The organism is Pseudomonas sp. F01002, assembly GCF_004402115.1.
Lineage (GTDB): Bacteria > Pseudomonadota > Gammaproteobacteria > Pseudomonadales > Pseudomonadaceae > Aquipseudomonas > Aquipseudomonas frigoris.
The window spans coordinates 115,855-131,562 of sequence record NZ_SOPU01000032.1 but is presented as its reverse complement, the minus strand read 5'-3'; the positions used below and the strand labels follow the sequence as shown (position 1 = coordinate 131,562).

The window sequence follows — 15,708 nt, the reverse complement described above, 5'->3', positions numbered from 1 at the left end:
CATGGGTATTGATCTTCCGCTGATCTGGGCCGTGATCATCATCTTCGGCATCATGATGTACGTGGTCATGGACGGTTTCGATTTGGGGATCGGGATTCTCTTCCCGTTCATTCCGGGTAAGACCGATCGTGACGTCATGATGAACACCGTCGCGCCGGTCTGGGACGGTAACGAAACCTGGCTGGTACTGGGTGGCGCAGCGTTGTTCGGGGCCTTCCCGCTGGCCTATTCGGTGGTGCTCTCGGCGTTGTACCTGCCGCTGATTTTTATGCTGATCGGACTGATCTTCCGCGGCGTGGCCTTCGAGTTCCGCTTCAAGGCCAGGGACGACAAGCGCCATCTCTGGGACAAGGCGTTCATCGGTGGCTCGGTCGCCGCCACCTTTTTCCAGGGCGTTGCGTTGGGTGCGTTCATTGATGGGTTGCCGGTGGTCAATCGCCAATTTGCCGGTGGCTCACTGGACTGGTTGACGCCATTCACCCTGTTCTGCGGCGTGGCGCTAGTGGTGGCTTATGCGCTGCTCGGTTGCACCTGGCTGATCATGAAGACCGAAGGCAAGTTGCAGGAGCAGATGCATGACCTGGCTCGACCGCTGGCTTTCGTGGTGTTGGCAGTGATCGGTATCGTCAGTATCTGGACCCCGCTGGCCCATGCCGAGATTGCCGCTCGCTGGTTCACCCTGCCAAACCTGTTCTGGTTCCTGCCGGTGCCGATCCTGGTGCTGGTGACCATGTACGGTCTGATCCGCGCGGTGGCTCGCAATGCGAACTACACGCCATTCCTGCTGACGCTGGTGCTGATCTTCCTCGGCTACAGCGGTTTGGGTATCAGCCTGTGGCCGAACATCGTGCCGCCGTCGATCTCGATCTGGGACGCCGCCGCACCGCCGCAAAGTCAGGGCTTCATGCTGGTGGGCACGCTGTTCATCATCCCGTTCATCCTGGGTTACACCTTCTGGAGCTACTACGTGTTCCGCGGCAAGGTCACCCACGAAGATGGCTATCACTAGAGCACGCGACAATGGCGCTGGGCTGAGACCTGCGCCATTTCTTCAGAGGAGATTGCGATGAAGGCGGGTAAACATTCCTTGCAGGAAATCGAAGCAGCAGAGAAAAAGCCGCTCTGGCAGCGCCTCGGCTGGCTGGCGATGATCTGGACCGGCAGCGTTGTGGCGCTGTTCATCGTGGCCAGCCTGATGCGCATGTTCATGAATGCCGCGGGCCTGACGACCCACTGATTTTTTGCCCCTTATTTGCGGGCTTTAAGGATCACGAATTTAGGTGTGGCCGCCACTTGCTCGACGCCGCGGAACAGCCGCGCGAGCTTGCTGTGATACCCCAGATGACGGTTGCCGACGATGTACAACGCGCCGCCTACCACCAGAGACTCTCGGGCCTGCTGGAACATGCGCCAGGCCAGGAAGTCGCCGACGACTTGTTGTTGGTGAAACGGCGGGTTGCACAGCACGACGTCCAGCGACTGAGGTTCCTGACCCGCCAACCCATCGCCGGCACGTACAACCACTTCCCGGTCACCCAGCGCCGCGCGCCAGTTTTCGGCTGCTGATTGCACGGCCATGAACGACTCGTCCACGAGGGTGTAGTGAGCCTCGGGGTTTTGCAGGGCGCTGGCGATGGCCAACACCCCGTTGCCGCAACCGAGGTCGGCAACCCGCGCTGAGCCGAGGTTCTTTGGCAGGTGCGGCAAAAACGCTCGCGTGCCGATATCCAGCCCTTCGCGGCAGAACACATTGGCGTGATTGAGCAGTTCGATATCAGGGGCGTCGAGTCGATAACGGGTCGGGTAGGGGGACACGACGGGTGCTTTGACCTCAGCGGTCGCGATCAATAGCCGAGCCTTCTTCACCGCCAACGAGGCTTGCACCGGGCCGATGTAGCGTTCCAGCAGATCGCCCGCGGCGCGGGGCAAATGCTTGATCATCGCCGCAGCAATCACCTGAGCCCCCGGCGCCAGTTGACCCTGCAAACGAATCAATTGTTCTTCCAGCAAGGAGAGGGTTTTTGGCACCCGGATCAGTACCCGGTCAAAGGGGCCTGAAAAGGCTTCACTGGCAGGTACGCTTGGCACTGCATCAAATACCTGGCCGTTACGGATCAGATTTTTTTCCAGTCCCTGAAAGGCCAGGAACGAGTCACCGCTGCTGGTCACTTGAACCTTGCCCACAAGGCTGGCGGCCAATGCGCCAAAGCTGTCGTTGAGCACCAAAACCCGAGTGTCGGCCGTGGGCTGTTGGTCAGCCAGATGGGTGAGCAGGTATTCGTCTGCGGCATCAAACGCCTGCAACGGTTCGTTCTGCTGCTCGGGCTGGCGGATCAGGTCGAGTCGGGCGAAGGGTGTTTCGAGCAAGGGCATGAGGCGGGGCTCTGGGTAATCAACGGGGTCATCAACAGGTGTCCCGCGGCCCAAGGGCGTTGTAGCGGGCGAGACCGTCCGAGTGTACTGCGTCGTGAAGGTTCACACGTCATCACTCAAGAAGGACCGCAAATGGTACGTTTTTTTCTTTTGGATTACTTGCAGGTTTTTTGGGTCAGCGTATCGCGCTGCTGTTGAGAATACCGTCCTTGGTTGCGGCGATGACTGCCGAAATCTTGTTATTGACCCCGAGCTTCAGAATGGCGCTTTGCACATGAAAATTGACCGTGCGTGCGCTGAGGTTAAGGATTCTGGCACTCTCATACGCAGTCTTGCCGTCAGCCGCCAGTTTCAATACGTCGATCTCGCGGGGGGACAAATGCGGCACGGGTGGCTTCGTCGATTTCCTCGGCAGCGTTTGTGTGACCAACGCATGCAGATGGCGCCCGATGAACACTGAAAAACCGAGATTTTCATACAGTTCAAACGCAGTGATCGGGCAATGGCTTCTGGCCAGGCTCAGAATGCTGGAAACACCACTGTCCTCGTCATGGACCGATTGTGACCAGCCGTGCTGCAATCCTTGTTTCTCAAGCGCATCCCACAAGCACGGGGTCTTGGAAAAAAGTTCTTCGCTCCATAGGACAGGCAATCTGGAGTGATTGCAGTGAGCCACTACTGGGTCTATTGCGCTGAAATTTTTTTGTTCATATTCAATGTTCCAGTCCGTAGGGTAGTTGTTGAGCTGGACTGTATTAAAGTGGTCAGTTTTTGTTGGGTATGTTGTTGAAAAGGCGAAAAATTTAAAACCTATATTTTTCGCGAAACCCAGTGAAATCCGGTAGGCAATATCAATCTCCGTTGCCCGCGATAATTGGTTGAGTTGTGATTCCTTCCACCTCTCCATAGTGTCTCTCCATGTGTGGCGTTCCTTGGGGGTGCCGTTTTTGGATCCAAGATCCGGCACGAACCGAGTGTAGGATGTTTCCTGTGTATGTGTTGAGAATTTTTGGCTTTGTTTACGATTTTTAAACAAGTATCTGGTTCTAACGTTTAGGGAGTACTGGCATAGATAACGAAATGTCGTGCTTACAATAATCAGCTTTGGATTTGTGTGTTAACTGGGTGGTTAATGTTAAGTCGTACTATGAAATTAATGCGAATGAGTCCCTGGCTAAAGCCACTACAAATCACCGGTGTTTAAGCCCTCCGCTTTGCGGGACACTGTGGCTATCTGTTGAATGGAGCACCCCATGACCGCCAGTGCAGAAAAATTCACTCGCCAGACCTTGCTCGACGTCCAGTCGCTGACCCCCAGTCTGTTTACCCTGCGGACCACCCGGGATCCGGGTTTTCGTTTTCGTGCAGGGCAATTCGCCCGGCTGGGCGTTACCAAGGCTGACGGCAGCACCGTATGGCGGGCCTATTCCATGGTGTCGTCGCCCTATGACGAGTTCCTCGAATTCTTTTCCATTGTGGTGCCTGGGGGGGAGTTCACCAGTGAGCTGAGTCGGCTGGGCGTCGGCGATAAGCTGCTGGTCGAACGTCAGGCCTTTGGTTACCTGACGCTGGATCGCTTTGTCGACGGCCGTGATCTCTGGTTGTTATCCACAGGCACCGGCCTGGCGCCGTTTCTGTCGATCCTGCAGGACTTCGAGGTCTGGGAGAAATTCGAACGAATCGTCCTGGTCTACAGCGTGCGCGAAGCCCGGGAACTGGCTTATCAGGAACTCATCAGCGGGTTGGCGCAGCGCGACTATTTAGCGGAGTTTGCGCACAAGCTACAGTTCATCACCACCGTCACTCGCGAGCAGCATCATGGCGCGCTGAGTGGCCGGATCACTGCGTTGATCGAAAATGGCGAGCTGGAGCGGGCGGCAGGCGTGGCGCTGACGGCCGAGTACTCAAGGGTCATGCTCTGCGGCAATCCGCAGATGATCGATGACACGCGCAAATTGCTCAAACAGCGCCACATGCACTTGAGCCTCAGTCGACGACCCGGGCAAGTGGCGGTGGAAAACTACTGGTAAAAAAAACGGCGTCTCAAGGGCGCCGTCGCTTGTTTTACTGACCTGTTGAGGGCCGATTGTTCTGAGCCTTGAGCAGATCGCGGATCTCTTCCAGCAGCTCTTCTTCCTTGGTCGGAACCGGCGGCAGCGTTGGCGCAACGGCCTCTTCGCGTTTCAGGCGGTTGATGGCTTTGACGCCCATGAAGATCGCGAAGGCGACGATGATGAAGTCAATCAGGCTCTGGATGAATTTGCCGTACGCCATCACTACCGCCGGGATATCTCCGTTGGCTGCTTTGAGCGTGACGGCCAGGTCACTGAAGTCCACCCCCCCGATCAGCAGGCCAATGGGTGGCATCACCACGTCGCCGACAAATGATGAAACGATCTTGCCGAAGGCGGCGCCGATGATAATACCGACGGCCATGTCGACCACGTTACCTTTGACCGCGAAGGCCTTGAACTCAGTTATCACGCCCATAGGTTATTTCCTTGTTACAGATGAGGTTGGTGAGCGCAGTGTAAATCAGCATGATGCATCCTGCTCGAAACACCTGCTTACAGAGCTTGCCTGCTACCGACCTTCTCAGCGGTAGAAAGTTTGAAATTGCCATCACTCTGCTCGGGATAGCCGCTTTGGACTAAGGCCTTCAGCGCGCCCGCTGAACATTTTATCCGTCGATCACTCGCCTCTGCCGAGTGGAGGGAGGTGCAGGATAAAACTATAGAGAGTAGGGGTATTCGCATCACTGGATTGATGCAAGGCAATATGCAGTACATGAAGTTTTTATATGATTGGTTTGCAGGGTATAAAGACTTGCTCCTCAAACAAATTAGCTGTGCTAAATTTCAGAAGGCCATTATATTGCCATTGGCTTGGCTGTTCATATTATAAGGTTGGCTTAATAGTTGGGTTGTACGTTCGGGTTTTAAATGGCTAAGACTTGTACAGGTTTCGATTTTTGTTTTACTAGGCAAGACTAGTATTTGGTTGGATATGTCGGGGTGGAAGTTGTACAAGTTTTTATGATTAGTGATGCGGTGAATATATTCCAGGGGCTAAACAAGTTGCTACTGAAGATCCGCTGGGTAACTTCAGCCGCGCTGATCCGCACCAGCTGAGCTATCATCGCGGTTTTTGCCGGGAGCTCAGATGGCCAAGGCCAAGCGCATGTATGGCTGCACCGAGTGCGGCTCAACCTTCCCCAAGTGGGCTGGCCAGTGCGGTGAGTGCGGGGCCTGGAACACCCTGACCGAAACCATGGTGGAGAGCGGTGGTGCCGCAGCCCCCAGCGGTCGCACCGGCTGGACCGGTCAACAGGCACAAATCAAAACCCTGGCCGAAGTCAGCGTCGAAGAAATCCCGCGTTTTTCCACAGCTTCCAGCGAGCTCGATCGGGTGCTGGGCGGTGGTCTGGTAGACGGCTCGGTGGTGCTGATCGGCGGTGATCCGGGCATCGGCAAATCGACCATTCTGCTGCAAACCTTGTGCAACCTCGCCAAAGTCATGCCGGCGCTGTACGTCACCGGCGAAGAATCCCAGCAGCAAGTCGCCATGCGCGCCCGCCGTCTCGGCTTGCCTCAGGATCAACTGCGGGTGATGACCGAAACCTGCATCGAAACCATCATCGCCACCGCCCGGCAGGAAAAACCCAAGGTGATGGTGATCGACTCGATTCAGACGATCTTCACCGAGCAACTGCAATCGGCGCCGGGCGGCGTGTCCCAGGTCAGGGAAAGCGCTGCATTGCTGGTGCGCTATGCCAAGCAGAGCGGCACGGCCATTTTCCTGGTCGGTCACGTGACGAAAGAAGGTGCATTGGCTGGGCCGCGGGTGCTGGAGCACATGGTCGACACGGTGCTGTATTTCGAAGGCGAATCCGATGGGCGCTTGCGTTTGCTGCGGGCGGTGAAGAATCGTTTCGGCGCCGTCAACGAACTGGGCGTATTCGGTATGACCGACAAGGGGCTGAAAGAAGTCTCCAACCCTTCGGCGATTTTTCTCACCCGTGCGCAAGAAGAAGTGCCGGGCAGTGTGGTCATGGCGACGTGGGAAGGGACGCGGCCGATGCTGGTGGAAGTCCAGGCGCTGGTGGACGACAGTCACCTGGCCAATCCACGTCGGGTAACGCTGGGTCTGGACCAGAATCGTCTGGCGATGTTGCTGGCGGTGCTGCACCGTCACGGCGGCATTCCGACCCACGATCAGGATGTGTTTCTCAACGTGGTTGGCGGGGTGAAGGTGCTGGAAACAGCCTCCGATCTGGCGCTGATGGCGGCGGTCATGTCAAGTTTGCGCAACCGGCCACTGCCTCATGATCTGCTGGTATTCGGCGAAGTCGGGCTTTCCGGCGAAGTACGCCCGGTGCCGAGTGGCCAGGAACGGTTGAAAGAAGCCGCCAAGCACGGCTTCAAACGCGCCATCGTGCCCAAAGGCAATGCGCCTAAAGAAGCGCCGCCGGGGTTGCAGATTGTTGCCGTAACACGTCTGGAACAGGCGCTGGACGCGTTGTTCGAATAGCAACAGGGTGAAATGCATTCCTTGTGGGAGCGGGCTTGCTCGCGAAGTCGGACTGACATTCAGTAATGATGTTGTCTGACACACCGCCTTCGCGAGCAAGCCCGCTCCCACATTGAAATGGTGCCAGTCATCAGACTTCGATCAGCGCTCCCAGCTCGCGCTCCAGTTCCTCGGGGTCGCCCAGGTTGAGTTCGATCAACCGCCGCAAACGCTCGATGGATTCCAGGCTGATGTGTTTGCAGACAAAACCGAGCTGGCCATGGTCATCGTGGGTCAACATCACATCCATCTTGATCTCGACGTCCTCGTTGAGATGAATATCGACCAGGAAATGCCACTCCCGATTCCCCAGCCACGGTTCGGGCTTTTCGATCAACAGGCCCTTCAGTGACAGGTCGATCAACTTCACCGGCCAGACGAATTCACCTTGGCTCAGCTCGGTTCGGGCATCGAACGCAATACGTTTGAAGCGGCGGCGATCGGCAGGGTGCTCGCTCATGGCGCAATCCTCGTAAATGTTCGCTGACTATAGACCCGCATTGTCAAAGGCTGCCAGCAAAGTGATGGCTCAACCCATGTCGGGGGATGGCCTTTGCAGCCGTTAGCGCTAAACTCGAGATGGCTGTCTTTCTTGTCCACCCTGGCTGGAATCATAAAATGAAAAATAATAATAGCCTGCTACGCCACCTACCCTGGCTGCTGCTGGCAATCCTGGGGGCGTGCGCCCTAGGTGTAGTGGCATTGCGCCGTGGCGAGGCGATCAACGCCTTGTGGATTGTGGTCGCCGCCGTGGCCATCTATCTGGTTGCGTATCGTTACTACAGTCTGTTCATCGCCACCAAGGTGATGCAGCTCGACCCACGACGGGCCACCCCCGCCGTGCTCAACAATGATGGTCTGGACTACGTGCCGACCAACAAACATATCCTCTTCGGCCACCACTTCGCGGCCATCGCTGGCGCGGGGCCGCTGGTCGGTCCGGTCCTGGCGGCGCAGATGGGTTACCTGCCCGGTACGCTGTGGCTGATTGCCGGCGTGGTGCTGGCCGGTGCCGTTCAGGACTTCATGGTTCTGTTCATGTCCACCCGCCGCAACGGTCGTTCCCTGGGCGACATAGTCCGTGAAGAAATGGGCCGCATCCCCGGGACCATCGCGCTGTTTGGCTGCTTCCTGATCATGATCATCATCCTCGCGGTGCTGGCGCTGATCGTGGTCAAGGCCCTGGCTGAAAGCCCGTGGGGTATTTTCACGGTGATGGCGACTATCCCGATCGCGATGTTCATGGGCATCTACATGCGCTACATCCGCCCGGGCCGCATCGGTGAAATCTCCATCGTCGGTGTGCTATTGCTGCTGGGTTCGATTTGGCTGGGCGGGCAGATTGCCGCTGATCCGGTCTGGGCCAAGGCGTTCAGCTTCACTGGCGTGCAGATTACGTGGATGCTGGTCGGTTACGGTTTCGTGGCCGCCTCGTTACCGGTCTGGCTGATTCTGGCGCCGCGTGACTACCTGTCGACGTTCCTGAAAATCGGCACCATCGTGGCGTTGGCGATCGGCATCCTGATCACCATGCCCGAGCTGAAAATGCCGGCGCTGACCCAGTTCATCGACGGCACTGGCCCGGTGTGGAAGGGCGGTCTGTTCCCGTTCCTGTTCATCACCATTGCCTGCGGTGCAGTGTCCGGGTTCCATGCGCTGATCGCTTCCGGGACCACACCGAAACTGTTGGCCAGCGAAAGCCATGCCCGTTACATCGGTTACGGCGGCATGCTGATGGAATCCTTCGTGGCCATCATGGCCATGGTTGCTGCTTCGGTGATCGAGCCAGGCGTGTATTTCGCCATGAACAGCCCGGCGGCGATCGTCGGCGGTGACGTAGTGGCCGTGGCACAAACCGTCAGCAGCTGGGGTTTCGCGATTACGCCAGAAGCCCTGCTAGCGGTGGCCAAGGACATTGGTGAAACCACCGTGCTGGCCCGCGCCGGCGGTGCGCCGACCCTGGCGGTTGGTATCGCGCAGATCCTGCACAGTGTCCTGCCGGGTGAAAACACCATGGCGTTCTGGTACCACTTCGCGATCCTGTTCGAAGCGCTGTTCATCCTGACGGCTGTGGATGCCGGTACCCGTGCCGGCCGTTTCATGCTGCAGGACTTGCTCGGTTCCTTCGTGCCAGCGCTGAAACGCACTGAATCCTGGACCGCCAACCTGATCGCAACCGCCGGTTGCGTGGCGATGTGGGGTTGGTTGCTGTACCAGGGCGTGATCGATCCGCTGGGTGGCATCAACACCTTGTGGCCGTTGTTCGGTATCTCCAACCAGATGCTCGCCGGTATCGCACTGATGCTTGGCACCGTTGTGCTGATCAAAATGAAACGCCAGCGCTACGTCTGGGTCACCATGCTGCCCGCCGTGTGGCTGCTGATCTGCACCACCACCGCCGGCTTCATCAAGCTGTTCGATGCCAACCCGGCGATCGGCTTCCTGTCGCTGGCCAAGAAGTACAGCGATGCGCTGGCCAACGGTCAGATCCTCGCGCCGGCCAAGGACATTACGCAGATGCAGCACGTGATCTTCAACGCCTACACCAACGCAACGCTGACGGCGCTGTTCCTGTTCGTGGTATTCAGTATCCTGTTCTATGCGCTCAAGGTCGGTATTTCCGCCTGGGGCAGCAAAGAACGTACGGATAAAGAAGCGCCATTCCAGGCGCTGCCGGATGCGTAATCGAGGATTGCAGCATGTTCAATGACCTGAGTCGCCTCGGTAAATACCTCGGTCAGGCCGCGCGCCTGATGGTCGGGATGCCCGACTACGACAATTACGTCGAGCATATGCAAACCAAACACCCGGACAAACCGGTGATGACCTACGAGATGTTCTTCCGGGAACGCCAGGAAGCTCGTTACGGTGGCAAGGGTGGGCCGAAGTGCTGTTGATGCAACAGCCTGGCTGATGCAATCCCTGTGGGAGCGGGCTTGCTCGCGAAGAGGTCGTGTCAGTCGACATTAACGTTGAATGACACACCGCTTTCGCGAGCAAGCCCGCTCCCACATTTGTTTTGTGTTGCTTTCTAATTTTGTGAAACAGGAGACTCCAGTTGTCCTCTCCCATCCCAGTCACGATCCTCAGTGGCTTTCTCGGCGCGGGAAAAACCACGCTGTTGCGCTACCTGCTCAAAGCCGAACACGGCCTGAAAATCGCCGTGATCGAGAACGAATTCAGCGACGCCGGTATCGACACCCAACTGTTGGGCGACGAACCGGTGCAAGTGATGACGCTGTCCAACGGCTGCGTTTGCTGCACCATTCACACCGACCTGACCAAGGCTTTGTACTTGCTGCTCGAGCGCCTGGACAGCGGCGAAATCGCCTTCGATCGTCTGGTGATCGAATGCACTGGCCTGGCCGATCCGGCACCGGTGGCGCAAACGTTCTTCATCGATGAAGAGCTGCGCGAGCGCTACATCCTCGACGGCATCATCACCCTGGTCGATGCGGCGCACGCCGACACTCACCTGACTCAAACCATCGCCCAGGCGCAAATCGGTTTCGCCGACCGCTTGCTGGTGAGCAAGCGCGATCTGGTGGACGAGGCGACCTTTACTGCGCTGAGCGAGCGCCTGACCCGGATCAACCGTCGCGCACCGATCCGCGTGGTCGAGCACGGCAAGATCGATCTGGCCGAATTGCTCGACGTGCGCGGTTTCAATCTCAATGCCGACCTTGGCGGCGGCGTCAGCCTGCGCCCGGTGAGCAAAGCGCCGTCCATCGACCGCATTTCGAGTCTGGTGCTGCGCACCGACAAGCCGCTGGATATCGACAAACTCAGCGAGTTCATGAACGAACTGCTGGAACATCATGGCAAGCAATTGCTGCGCTACAAAGGCGTGTTGAACATCCTTGGCGAGCCACGGCGCATGGTGTTTCAGGGCGTGTTGAAGTTATACGGATTCGATTGGGACACGGAGTGGGCCGACGATGAAACGCGCGAAAGCGTGATCGTGTTCATTGCCGATGATTTGCCGGAAGAGAAAATCCGTGAGGGGTTTGCCCGAGTGGCGGCTGAATAAAGTCAGAGATTATCAGTGCACTTGAGTGCGCTTTCGCGAGCAAGTCGAATCGTCGCACCGCCGCTCCCACAGGGAAATGCATTTCAAATGTGGGAGCGGGCTTGCTCGCGAAGGCGATCTAAACGGCAGCACGATTCTGGCTCAGAACCGGTCCTGCGTTCAGTAAAGTCTCTTCAAGAAAATCCAGGTGCTGGTTTAGCAATGTCTCGGCCTTCTTGGCATCCCCACGCTCCACAGCCTCCAGAATTCCTTGGTGCACCTGCCACACGCAATAATCCTCCACCAGCGCATCAAACTGCGCAATCGCTAACGATATCAGCGGTACCAAACTGCCAAGAAAATGCGCCAACGGGGCATTCCCCGCCATTTCAGCCAAGTGCAAGTGGAAATCCCCCGATAACCGAATCGCCGGGCCACGCTCTGCACTCAGGCGCTCGCTGTCGATCAAGGCACGCAGGTGTTTCAAGTCTTGCGGACATGGTCGCTGACAGGCCAACCGCACCAAGGTGATTTCGGTCAGCCGCCGTGCATGCAGTGTTTGCCGGGTCTGTTCGCTATCGAGCGCGGCGACGCGCGGACGATGGTTGACCCGAAGGACGATGATCTGCTGATGGGACAGTCGCGTCAGTACGCCGCGAACGTCACTCCGTCGAGCGTTGAACATCTGCGCCAGGCTTTCTTCAGTAAAGCGACTGGCCGCATCAATGCGCTGTTCGAGAATAGCGTCGAAGATCTGCGAATAGAGATCATCCTCCCGGTGCGGGAATGGCAGGGCAGTGAGTGTTTGCGGTGAGGCGAAGCTGTTCATGGCTTGTCTCCAGTTCGAAGCGGACTCAACTGACGAGGTTGTCGTCCGGAATATTCAATTCGATGCCCATCCGCTGGCCTTCCCGAAGGATGTGCCGACGCATCTCGGCGCTGGCCTGGGCGCTGTTTTTGCTGCGAATAGCGCGCACCACGGCTTCGTTCTCCTCAAGGCGCTCAGCCAAATGCTCCGGGGAGTTGCGCAGCACGTCGGCGCTTTGCTTGAGGGCGTTGCTGGTCTGTTGCACCACACTCTGGAAAATCGGGTTCGACGTCAGCGTGAACAGTTCTTCGTGGAAGGCGATGTAGGCGTTCACGCCGGCTTCACTGTCGTTGGCTTCCAGTGCTTCGCGCATGTCCATCAGGGTCAGGCGCAGTTGCCCGACTTCCTTGCTGCTGATCGACTGCGCCACCAGGCCGACAATGAACGGCTCGAGGGTGTAGCGCAGTTGCAACACGTCTTCCAGGCTCGCACCGGCGACTGCGCTGTCGTGGCTTTGGCTGTCGCTGAGATTGGCCTCCAGCACCACCACGCCTTTACCCGGCATGGAGCGCACCAGGCCGAGAGTTTCCAGCACGATGACCGCTTCACGCAGGCTCGGGCGGCTGATGCCCAGTTGTTCGGCCAGCTCACGCTGCCCCGGCAGCATCTCGCCGGAGCGCCACTGACCACGGGCCAAAGCGGCCCGAAGTTTCTCTACGACTGAATTGACGACGGTTGACGAGGTGATCACTGTTCGCTCCATGAGCATCCAAAATGATTGATGACCGTGCCTGCCCGTGGGCAGGCACGGCGATTATTCAGAATTCCTGCTGATGTGCCGGGCCGACAGGCTTTCTCGGCTGGAAGGTATAACCCACCTGGCCAGAAAGTACTTTGTTCGCCCGTTGAATATCGATGTCCTTTTCCCAGCGCGCGATGGCCACGGTGGCGACGCAGTTGCCGATCAGGTTGGTCAGCGCTCGGCCGATGCCCATGAACCAGTCCACTGCCAACACCAGCACCAGGCCAACTACCGGAATCGCCGGGATCGCCGTCAGTGTTGCCGCTAGAATCACCAGCGCCGAGCCGGGAATCCCGTGGGCGCCTTTAGAGGTGATCAACGACACCAGCAGAATCGTCAGCAGGTCGGTCATGGCCAGCGGCGTGCCGGTGGCATTGGCGATGAACACGATGGCGAGGGTCAGGTAGATCGAGAAACCGTCCAGGTTGAACGAGTAACCGGTAGGAATGACCAACCCGACCGTCGAACTGCCAATGCCCAGATGCTCAAGCTTGCGCATGATTTGTGGCAGCACGGCGTCGGAGGAGGCGGTGCCCATGACGATCAGCAGTTCTTCGCGCAGGGACTTGAGCAGCGGCCACATCTTCAGGCCCGAAAGGCGCATCACCAGGCCGAGAATCAATGTCACAAACGCCACGCAGGTCAGGTAAAACAGGCCGACCAGGCTGCCCAGGTGCTGCAGCGAATCCAGGCCATATTTGCTGGTGGTGAAAGCGATGGCGCCGAACACGCCGATCGGCGCCAGGCGCACGATCATGCCCATGATGCGGAAGATCACGTGGCTCAGCTCATTGATCAGCCGGGAAATACCCGATGCTGCTTCGCCCACCAGGTTCAGCGCACTGCCGAACAGCACCGAAAACAGCAGGACTTGCAGAATGTTGTTCTCCGCGAAGGCGCCGATTACCGAGGTCGGGATCAGGTTCATCAGGAACTGGGAGGTGGTTTGCATGTGCTGACCGCGCTGAGCGATGTCGCCCATGTCGGCAGCGGAAAGCTGATCCAGATGAATGTTCGCGCCGCTGCCGATGCCGGTGCTGAAGGCGAACACCAGACCGATCACCAAAGCGATGGTGGTCAGGATTTCGAAGTAGATCACGGATTTCAGGCCGATGCGTCCGACCTTCTTCAGGTCGCCGGCACCGCTGATGCCGCTGACCACTACGCAGAACACGATCAGACCGATGAGCATCTTGATCAGTTTGATGAATCCATCGCCGAGAGGTTTGAGCTGGGCGGAGTATTCAGGAAGGGCCAGCCCACAGACGATGCCGAGCACCAGTCCGAGAACCACTTGGAGGAAGATTGAGCGCGAGCACCATCTGAGCATGGGAGGAATCCTGGTCGGTGTCCTGGCTGCCGTGCGCTTCGCGCATCAGATTCAGGACTTAATTATTGTGGTCTTACCGGTATGTCCAGTGCAGGCGCAGTCTACGCTGGGTTTTTTCAGGATGACAAGTAAAAATAGCAAAATTGGCATGACCGGTCTGACCAGTGGTGCGGGTCCTCCGTAGGAGCTGCCGAAGGCTGCGATCTTTTGATCTTGCTCTTCATCGGTCTGTCGGACGCTAAAATCAAAAGATCGCAGCCTTCGGCAGCACCTACACCGGTCGTCATGAACGTTCAGGCATAAAAAAACCGGCCATCACTGACCGGTTTTTTCATTGCTGCGGTTCTGCGGGCTGATTAGGCGCCGTATACCGGCAGCTTCTTGCAGATGGCCTTGACCTTCTCACGAACGGCGTCGATCACCGCTTCGTTGTTCAGGTCCGCCAGGATGTCGCAGATCCAGCCGGCCAGCTCTTTGCACTCTGCTTCCTTGAAGCCACGAGTGGTCACAGCCGGAGTACCGAAGCGCAGACCGGAGGTGACGAACGGGGAGCGTGGATCGTTTGGCACGGAGTTCTTGTTCACAGTGATGAACGCTTTGCCCAGAGCGGCGTCGGCGTCTTTACCGGAGATTTCCTGCTTGATCAGCGACAGCAGGAACAGGTGGTTTTCAGTACCGCCCGAGACCACGTCGAAACCGCGCTCGATGAACACGCCGGCCATGGCCTTGGCGTTCTTCACCACTTGTTGCTGGTAAGTCTTGAACTCAGGCTGCAGTGCTTCCTTGAAGCAGATCGCTTTGGCGGCGATCACGTGCTCCAGCGGGCCACCCTGGGCGCCCGGGAATACCGCGGAGTTGAGCTTCTTCTCGATGTCGGCGTTGGCGCGAGCCAGGATCAGGCCGCCACGGGGACCGCGCAGGGTCTTGTGCGTGGTGGTGGTCACGACGTCAGCGAAAGGCACCGGGTTCGGGTAGACGCCAGCGGCGACCAGCCCCGCAACGTGAGCCATATCAACAAAGAGATAAGCGCCGACTTTGTCAGCGATCTCGCGAAAGCGCGGGAAGTCCAGGATCTGCGAGTAGGCAGAGAAACCGGCCACGATCATTTTCGGCTTGTGTTCAACAGCCAGACGCTCGACTTCGTCGTAGTCGATCAGGCCGTTGCCGTCGATACCGTACTGAACGGCGTTGTACAGCTTGCCGGAGGAGGAAACGCTGGCACCGTGGGTCAGGTGACCGCCGTGCGCCAGGCTCATGCCCAGGATGGTGTCGCCCGCTTGCAGCAGGGCCAGGTAAACGGCGCTGTTGGCTTGCGAACCGGCGTGCGGCTGAACGTTGGCGTAATCAGCGCCAAACAGTTCTTTTGCACGGTCGATGGCCAGTTGCTCGACCACGTCGACGAACTCGCAACCACCGTAGTAGCGCTTGCCCGGGTAGCCTTCGGCGTACTTGTTGGTCAGTACCGAGCCTTGAGCTTCCATGACCGCAGGGCTGGTGTAGTTTTCCGAAGCGATCAGCTCAATGTGCTCTTCCTGGCGCTGAGCTTCTTGCTCCATGGCGGCAAAGAGATCGGCGTCGTACTTGGCAATAGTCAAATCACGGCTGAACATGGCGGTCCTCAAGGATCGGGGCAGAAAAGGGGGGCATTCTAACCCAATGGGTTTTAGATGGCATATGAAAGGACATCATGTCGCAGACAAGTGGGCTTCATGACCAGATATGTGGCGCCTGGAAGGGCCTCTTCGCGAGCAAGCCCGCTCCCACATTTGGAATGCGTTCCCCTGTGGGAGCGGGCTTGCTCGCGAAGAGGCCGCCTG

The 15,708-nt window shown here is 57.9% G+C and carries 15 protein-coding genes; 7 read left to right on the top strand and 8 right to left on the bottom strand.

Annotated features, from left to right (window positions below):
- Window position 1 precedes the first annotated feature (1 nt).
- Together cydB and E3W21_RS25995 are read left to right on the top strand one after the other, a co-directional pair.
- Window positions 2-1,009: a cytochrome d ubiquinol oxidase subunit II gene (gene cydB, locus E3W21_RS26000; RefSeq protein WP_134422374.1), complete on the top strand. Its 1,008-nt coding sequence runs from the start codon at window positions 2-4 to the stop codon at window positions 1,007-1,009.
- A gap of 57 nt (window positions 1,010-1,066) precedes the next feature.
- Complete coding sequence (locus E3W21_RS25995; protein WP_082555883.1) at window positions 1,067-1,237, top strand: DUF2474 domain-containing protein; 171 nt, start codon at window positions 1,067-1,069, stop codon at window positions 1,235-1,237.
- An 11-nt stretch (window positions 1,238-1,248) separates the two neighbouring features.
- Here E3W21_RS25995 and E3W21_RS25990 read toward each other — a convergent pair whose 3' ends face one another.
- Both E3W21_RS25990 and E3W21_RS25985 read right to left on the bottom strand, forming a co-directional pair.
- Entirely contained in the window at window positions 1,249-2,373 is a 1,125-nt protein-coding gene (locus tag E3W21_RS25990) for a methyltransferase (RefSeq protein WP_134422372.1), read from the bottom strand.
- Between the two features lie 175 nt (window positions 2,374-2,548).
- Window positions 2,549-3,280: an autoinducer binding domain-containing protein gene (locus tag E3W21_RS25985; protein ID WP_129441047.1), complete on the bottom strand. Its 732-nt coding sequence runs from the start codon at window positions 3,278-3,280 to the stop codon at window positions 2,549-2,551.
- A 346-nt stretch (window positions 3,281-3,626) separates the two neighbouring features.
- Here E3W21_RS25985 and E3W21_RS25980 point away from each other — a divergent pair, with 346 nt between their 5' ends.
- Window positions 3,627-4,403, top strand: a complete 777-nt coding sequence (locus E3W21_RS25980) for a ferredoxin--NADP reductase (protein ID WP_134422370.1) — start codon at window positions 3,627-3,629, stop codon at window positions 4,401-4,403.
- A 34-nt stretch (window positions 4,404-4,437) separates the two neighbouring features.
- Here the strand turns inward: E3W21_RS25980 and mscL are convergent, their stop codons facing one another.
- Window positions 4,438-4,863 carry a large-conductance mechanosensitive channel protein MscL gene (gene mscL / locus E3W21_RS25975; protein ID WP_134422368.1) on the bottom strand — a complete coding sequence of 142 codons (426 nt, stop codon included), beginning with the start codon at window positions 4,861-4,863 and terminating at the stop codon, window positions 4,438-4,440.
- Between the two features lie 672 nt (window positions 4,864-5,535).
- On the opposite strand from mscL, the gene radA reads away from it, so the two are divergent.
- On the top strand, window positions 5,536-6,903 hold the full coding sequence (gene radA, locus E3W21_RS25970) for a DNA repair protein RadA (protein WP_134422366.1): 1,368 nt from the start codon (window positions 5,536-5,538) through the stop codon (window positions 6,901-6,903).
- A 130-nt stretch (window positions 6,904-7,033) separates the two neighbouring features.
- On the opposite strand, the gene E3W21_RS25960 is transcribed toward radA, so the two are convergent.
- Window positions 7,034-7,402 (bottom strand): PilZ domain-containing protein, encoded by a 369-nt coding sequence (locus E3W21_RS25960; RefSeq protein ID WP_134422364.1) that lies wholly within the window; start codon window positions 7,400-7,402, stop codon window positions 7,034-7,036.
- A 158-nt stretch (window positions 7,403-7,560) separates the two neighbouring features.
- Between E3W21_RS25960 and E3W21_RS25955 the strand changes: the two genes are divergently transcribed.
- From E3W21_RS25955 to yjiA, 3 genes are all read left to right on the top strand, one after another.
- Complete coding sequence (locus E3W21_RS25955) at window positions 7,561-9,627, top strand: carbon starvation CstA family protein (RefSeq protein ID WP_134422362.1); 2,067 nt, start codon at window positions 7,561-7,563, stop codon at window positions 9,625-9,627.
- A gap of 14 nt (window positions 9,628-9,641) precedes the next feature.
- Complete coding sequence (locus tag E3W21_RS25950) at window positions 9,642-9,839, top strand: YbdD/YjiX family protein (RefSeq protein WP_008154232.1); 198 nt, start codon at window positions 9,642-9,644, stop codon at window positions 9,837-9,839.
- Window positions 9,840-10,000: 161 nt separating this feature from the next.
- The gene (gene yjiA / locus E3W21_RS25940; RefSeq protein ID WP_134422360.1) at window positions 10,001-10,972 is read left to right on the top strand and encodes a GTPase; all 972 of its coding nucleotides are present in this window, start codon (window positions 10,001-10,003) and stop codon (window positions 10,970-10,972) included.
- Between the two features lie 118 nt (window positions 10,973-11,090).
- On the opposite strand, the gene E3W21_RS25935 is transcribed toward yjiA, so the two are convergent.
- From E3W21_RS25935 to glyA, 4 genes are all read right to left on the bottom strand, one after another.
- Window positions 11,091-11,780, bottom strand: coding sequence for a GntR family transcriptional regulator (locus E3W21_RS25935; protein WP_134422358.1), 690 nt, complete (start codon window positions 11,778-11,780; stop codon window positions 11,091-11,093).
- 25 nt (window positions 11,781-11,805) lie between these two features.
- Window positions 11,806-12,510: a FadR/GntR family transcriptional regulator gene (locus E3W21_RS25930; RefSeq protein ID WP_008154237.1), complete on the bottom strand. Its 705-nt coding sequence runs from the start codon at window positions 12,508-12,510 to the stop codon at window positions 11,806-11,808.
- Between the two features lie 67 nt (window positions 12,511-12,577).
- Window positions 12,578-13,891 carry a C4-dicarboxylate transporter DctA gene (locus tag E3W21_RS25925; protein ID WP_134422356.1) on the bottom strand — a complete coding sequence of 438 codons (1,314 nt, stop codon included), beginning with the start codon at window positions 13,889-13,891 and terminating at the stop codon, window positions 12,578-12,580.
- A 356-nt stretch (window positions 13,892-14,247) separates the two neighbouring features.
- Window positions 14,248-15,501 carry a serine hydroxymethyltransferase gene (glyA, locus tag E3W21_RS25915; RefSeq protein WP_123367763.1) on the bottom strand — a complete coding sequence of 418 codons (1,254 nt, stop codon included), beginning with the start codon at window positions 15,499-15,501 and terminating at the stop codon, window positions 14,248-14,250.
- Window positions 15,502-15,708 lie beyond the last annotated feature (207 nt).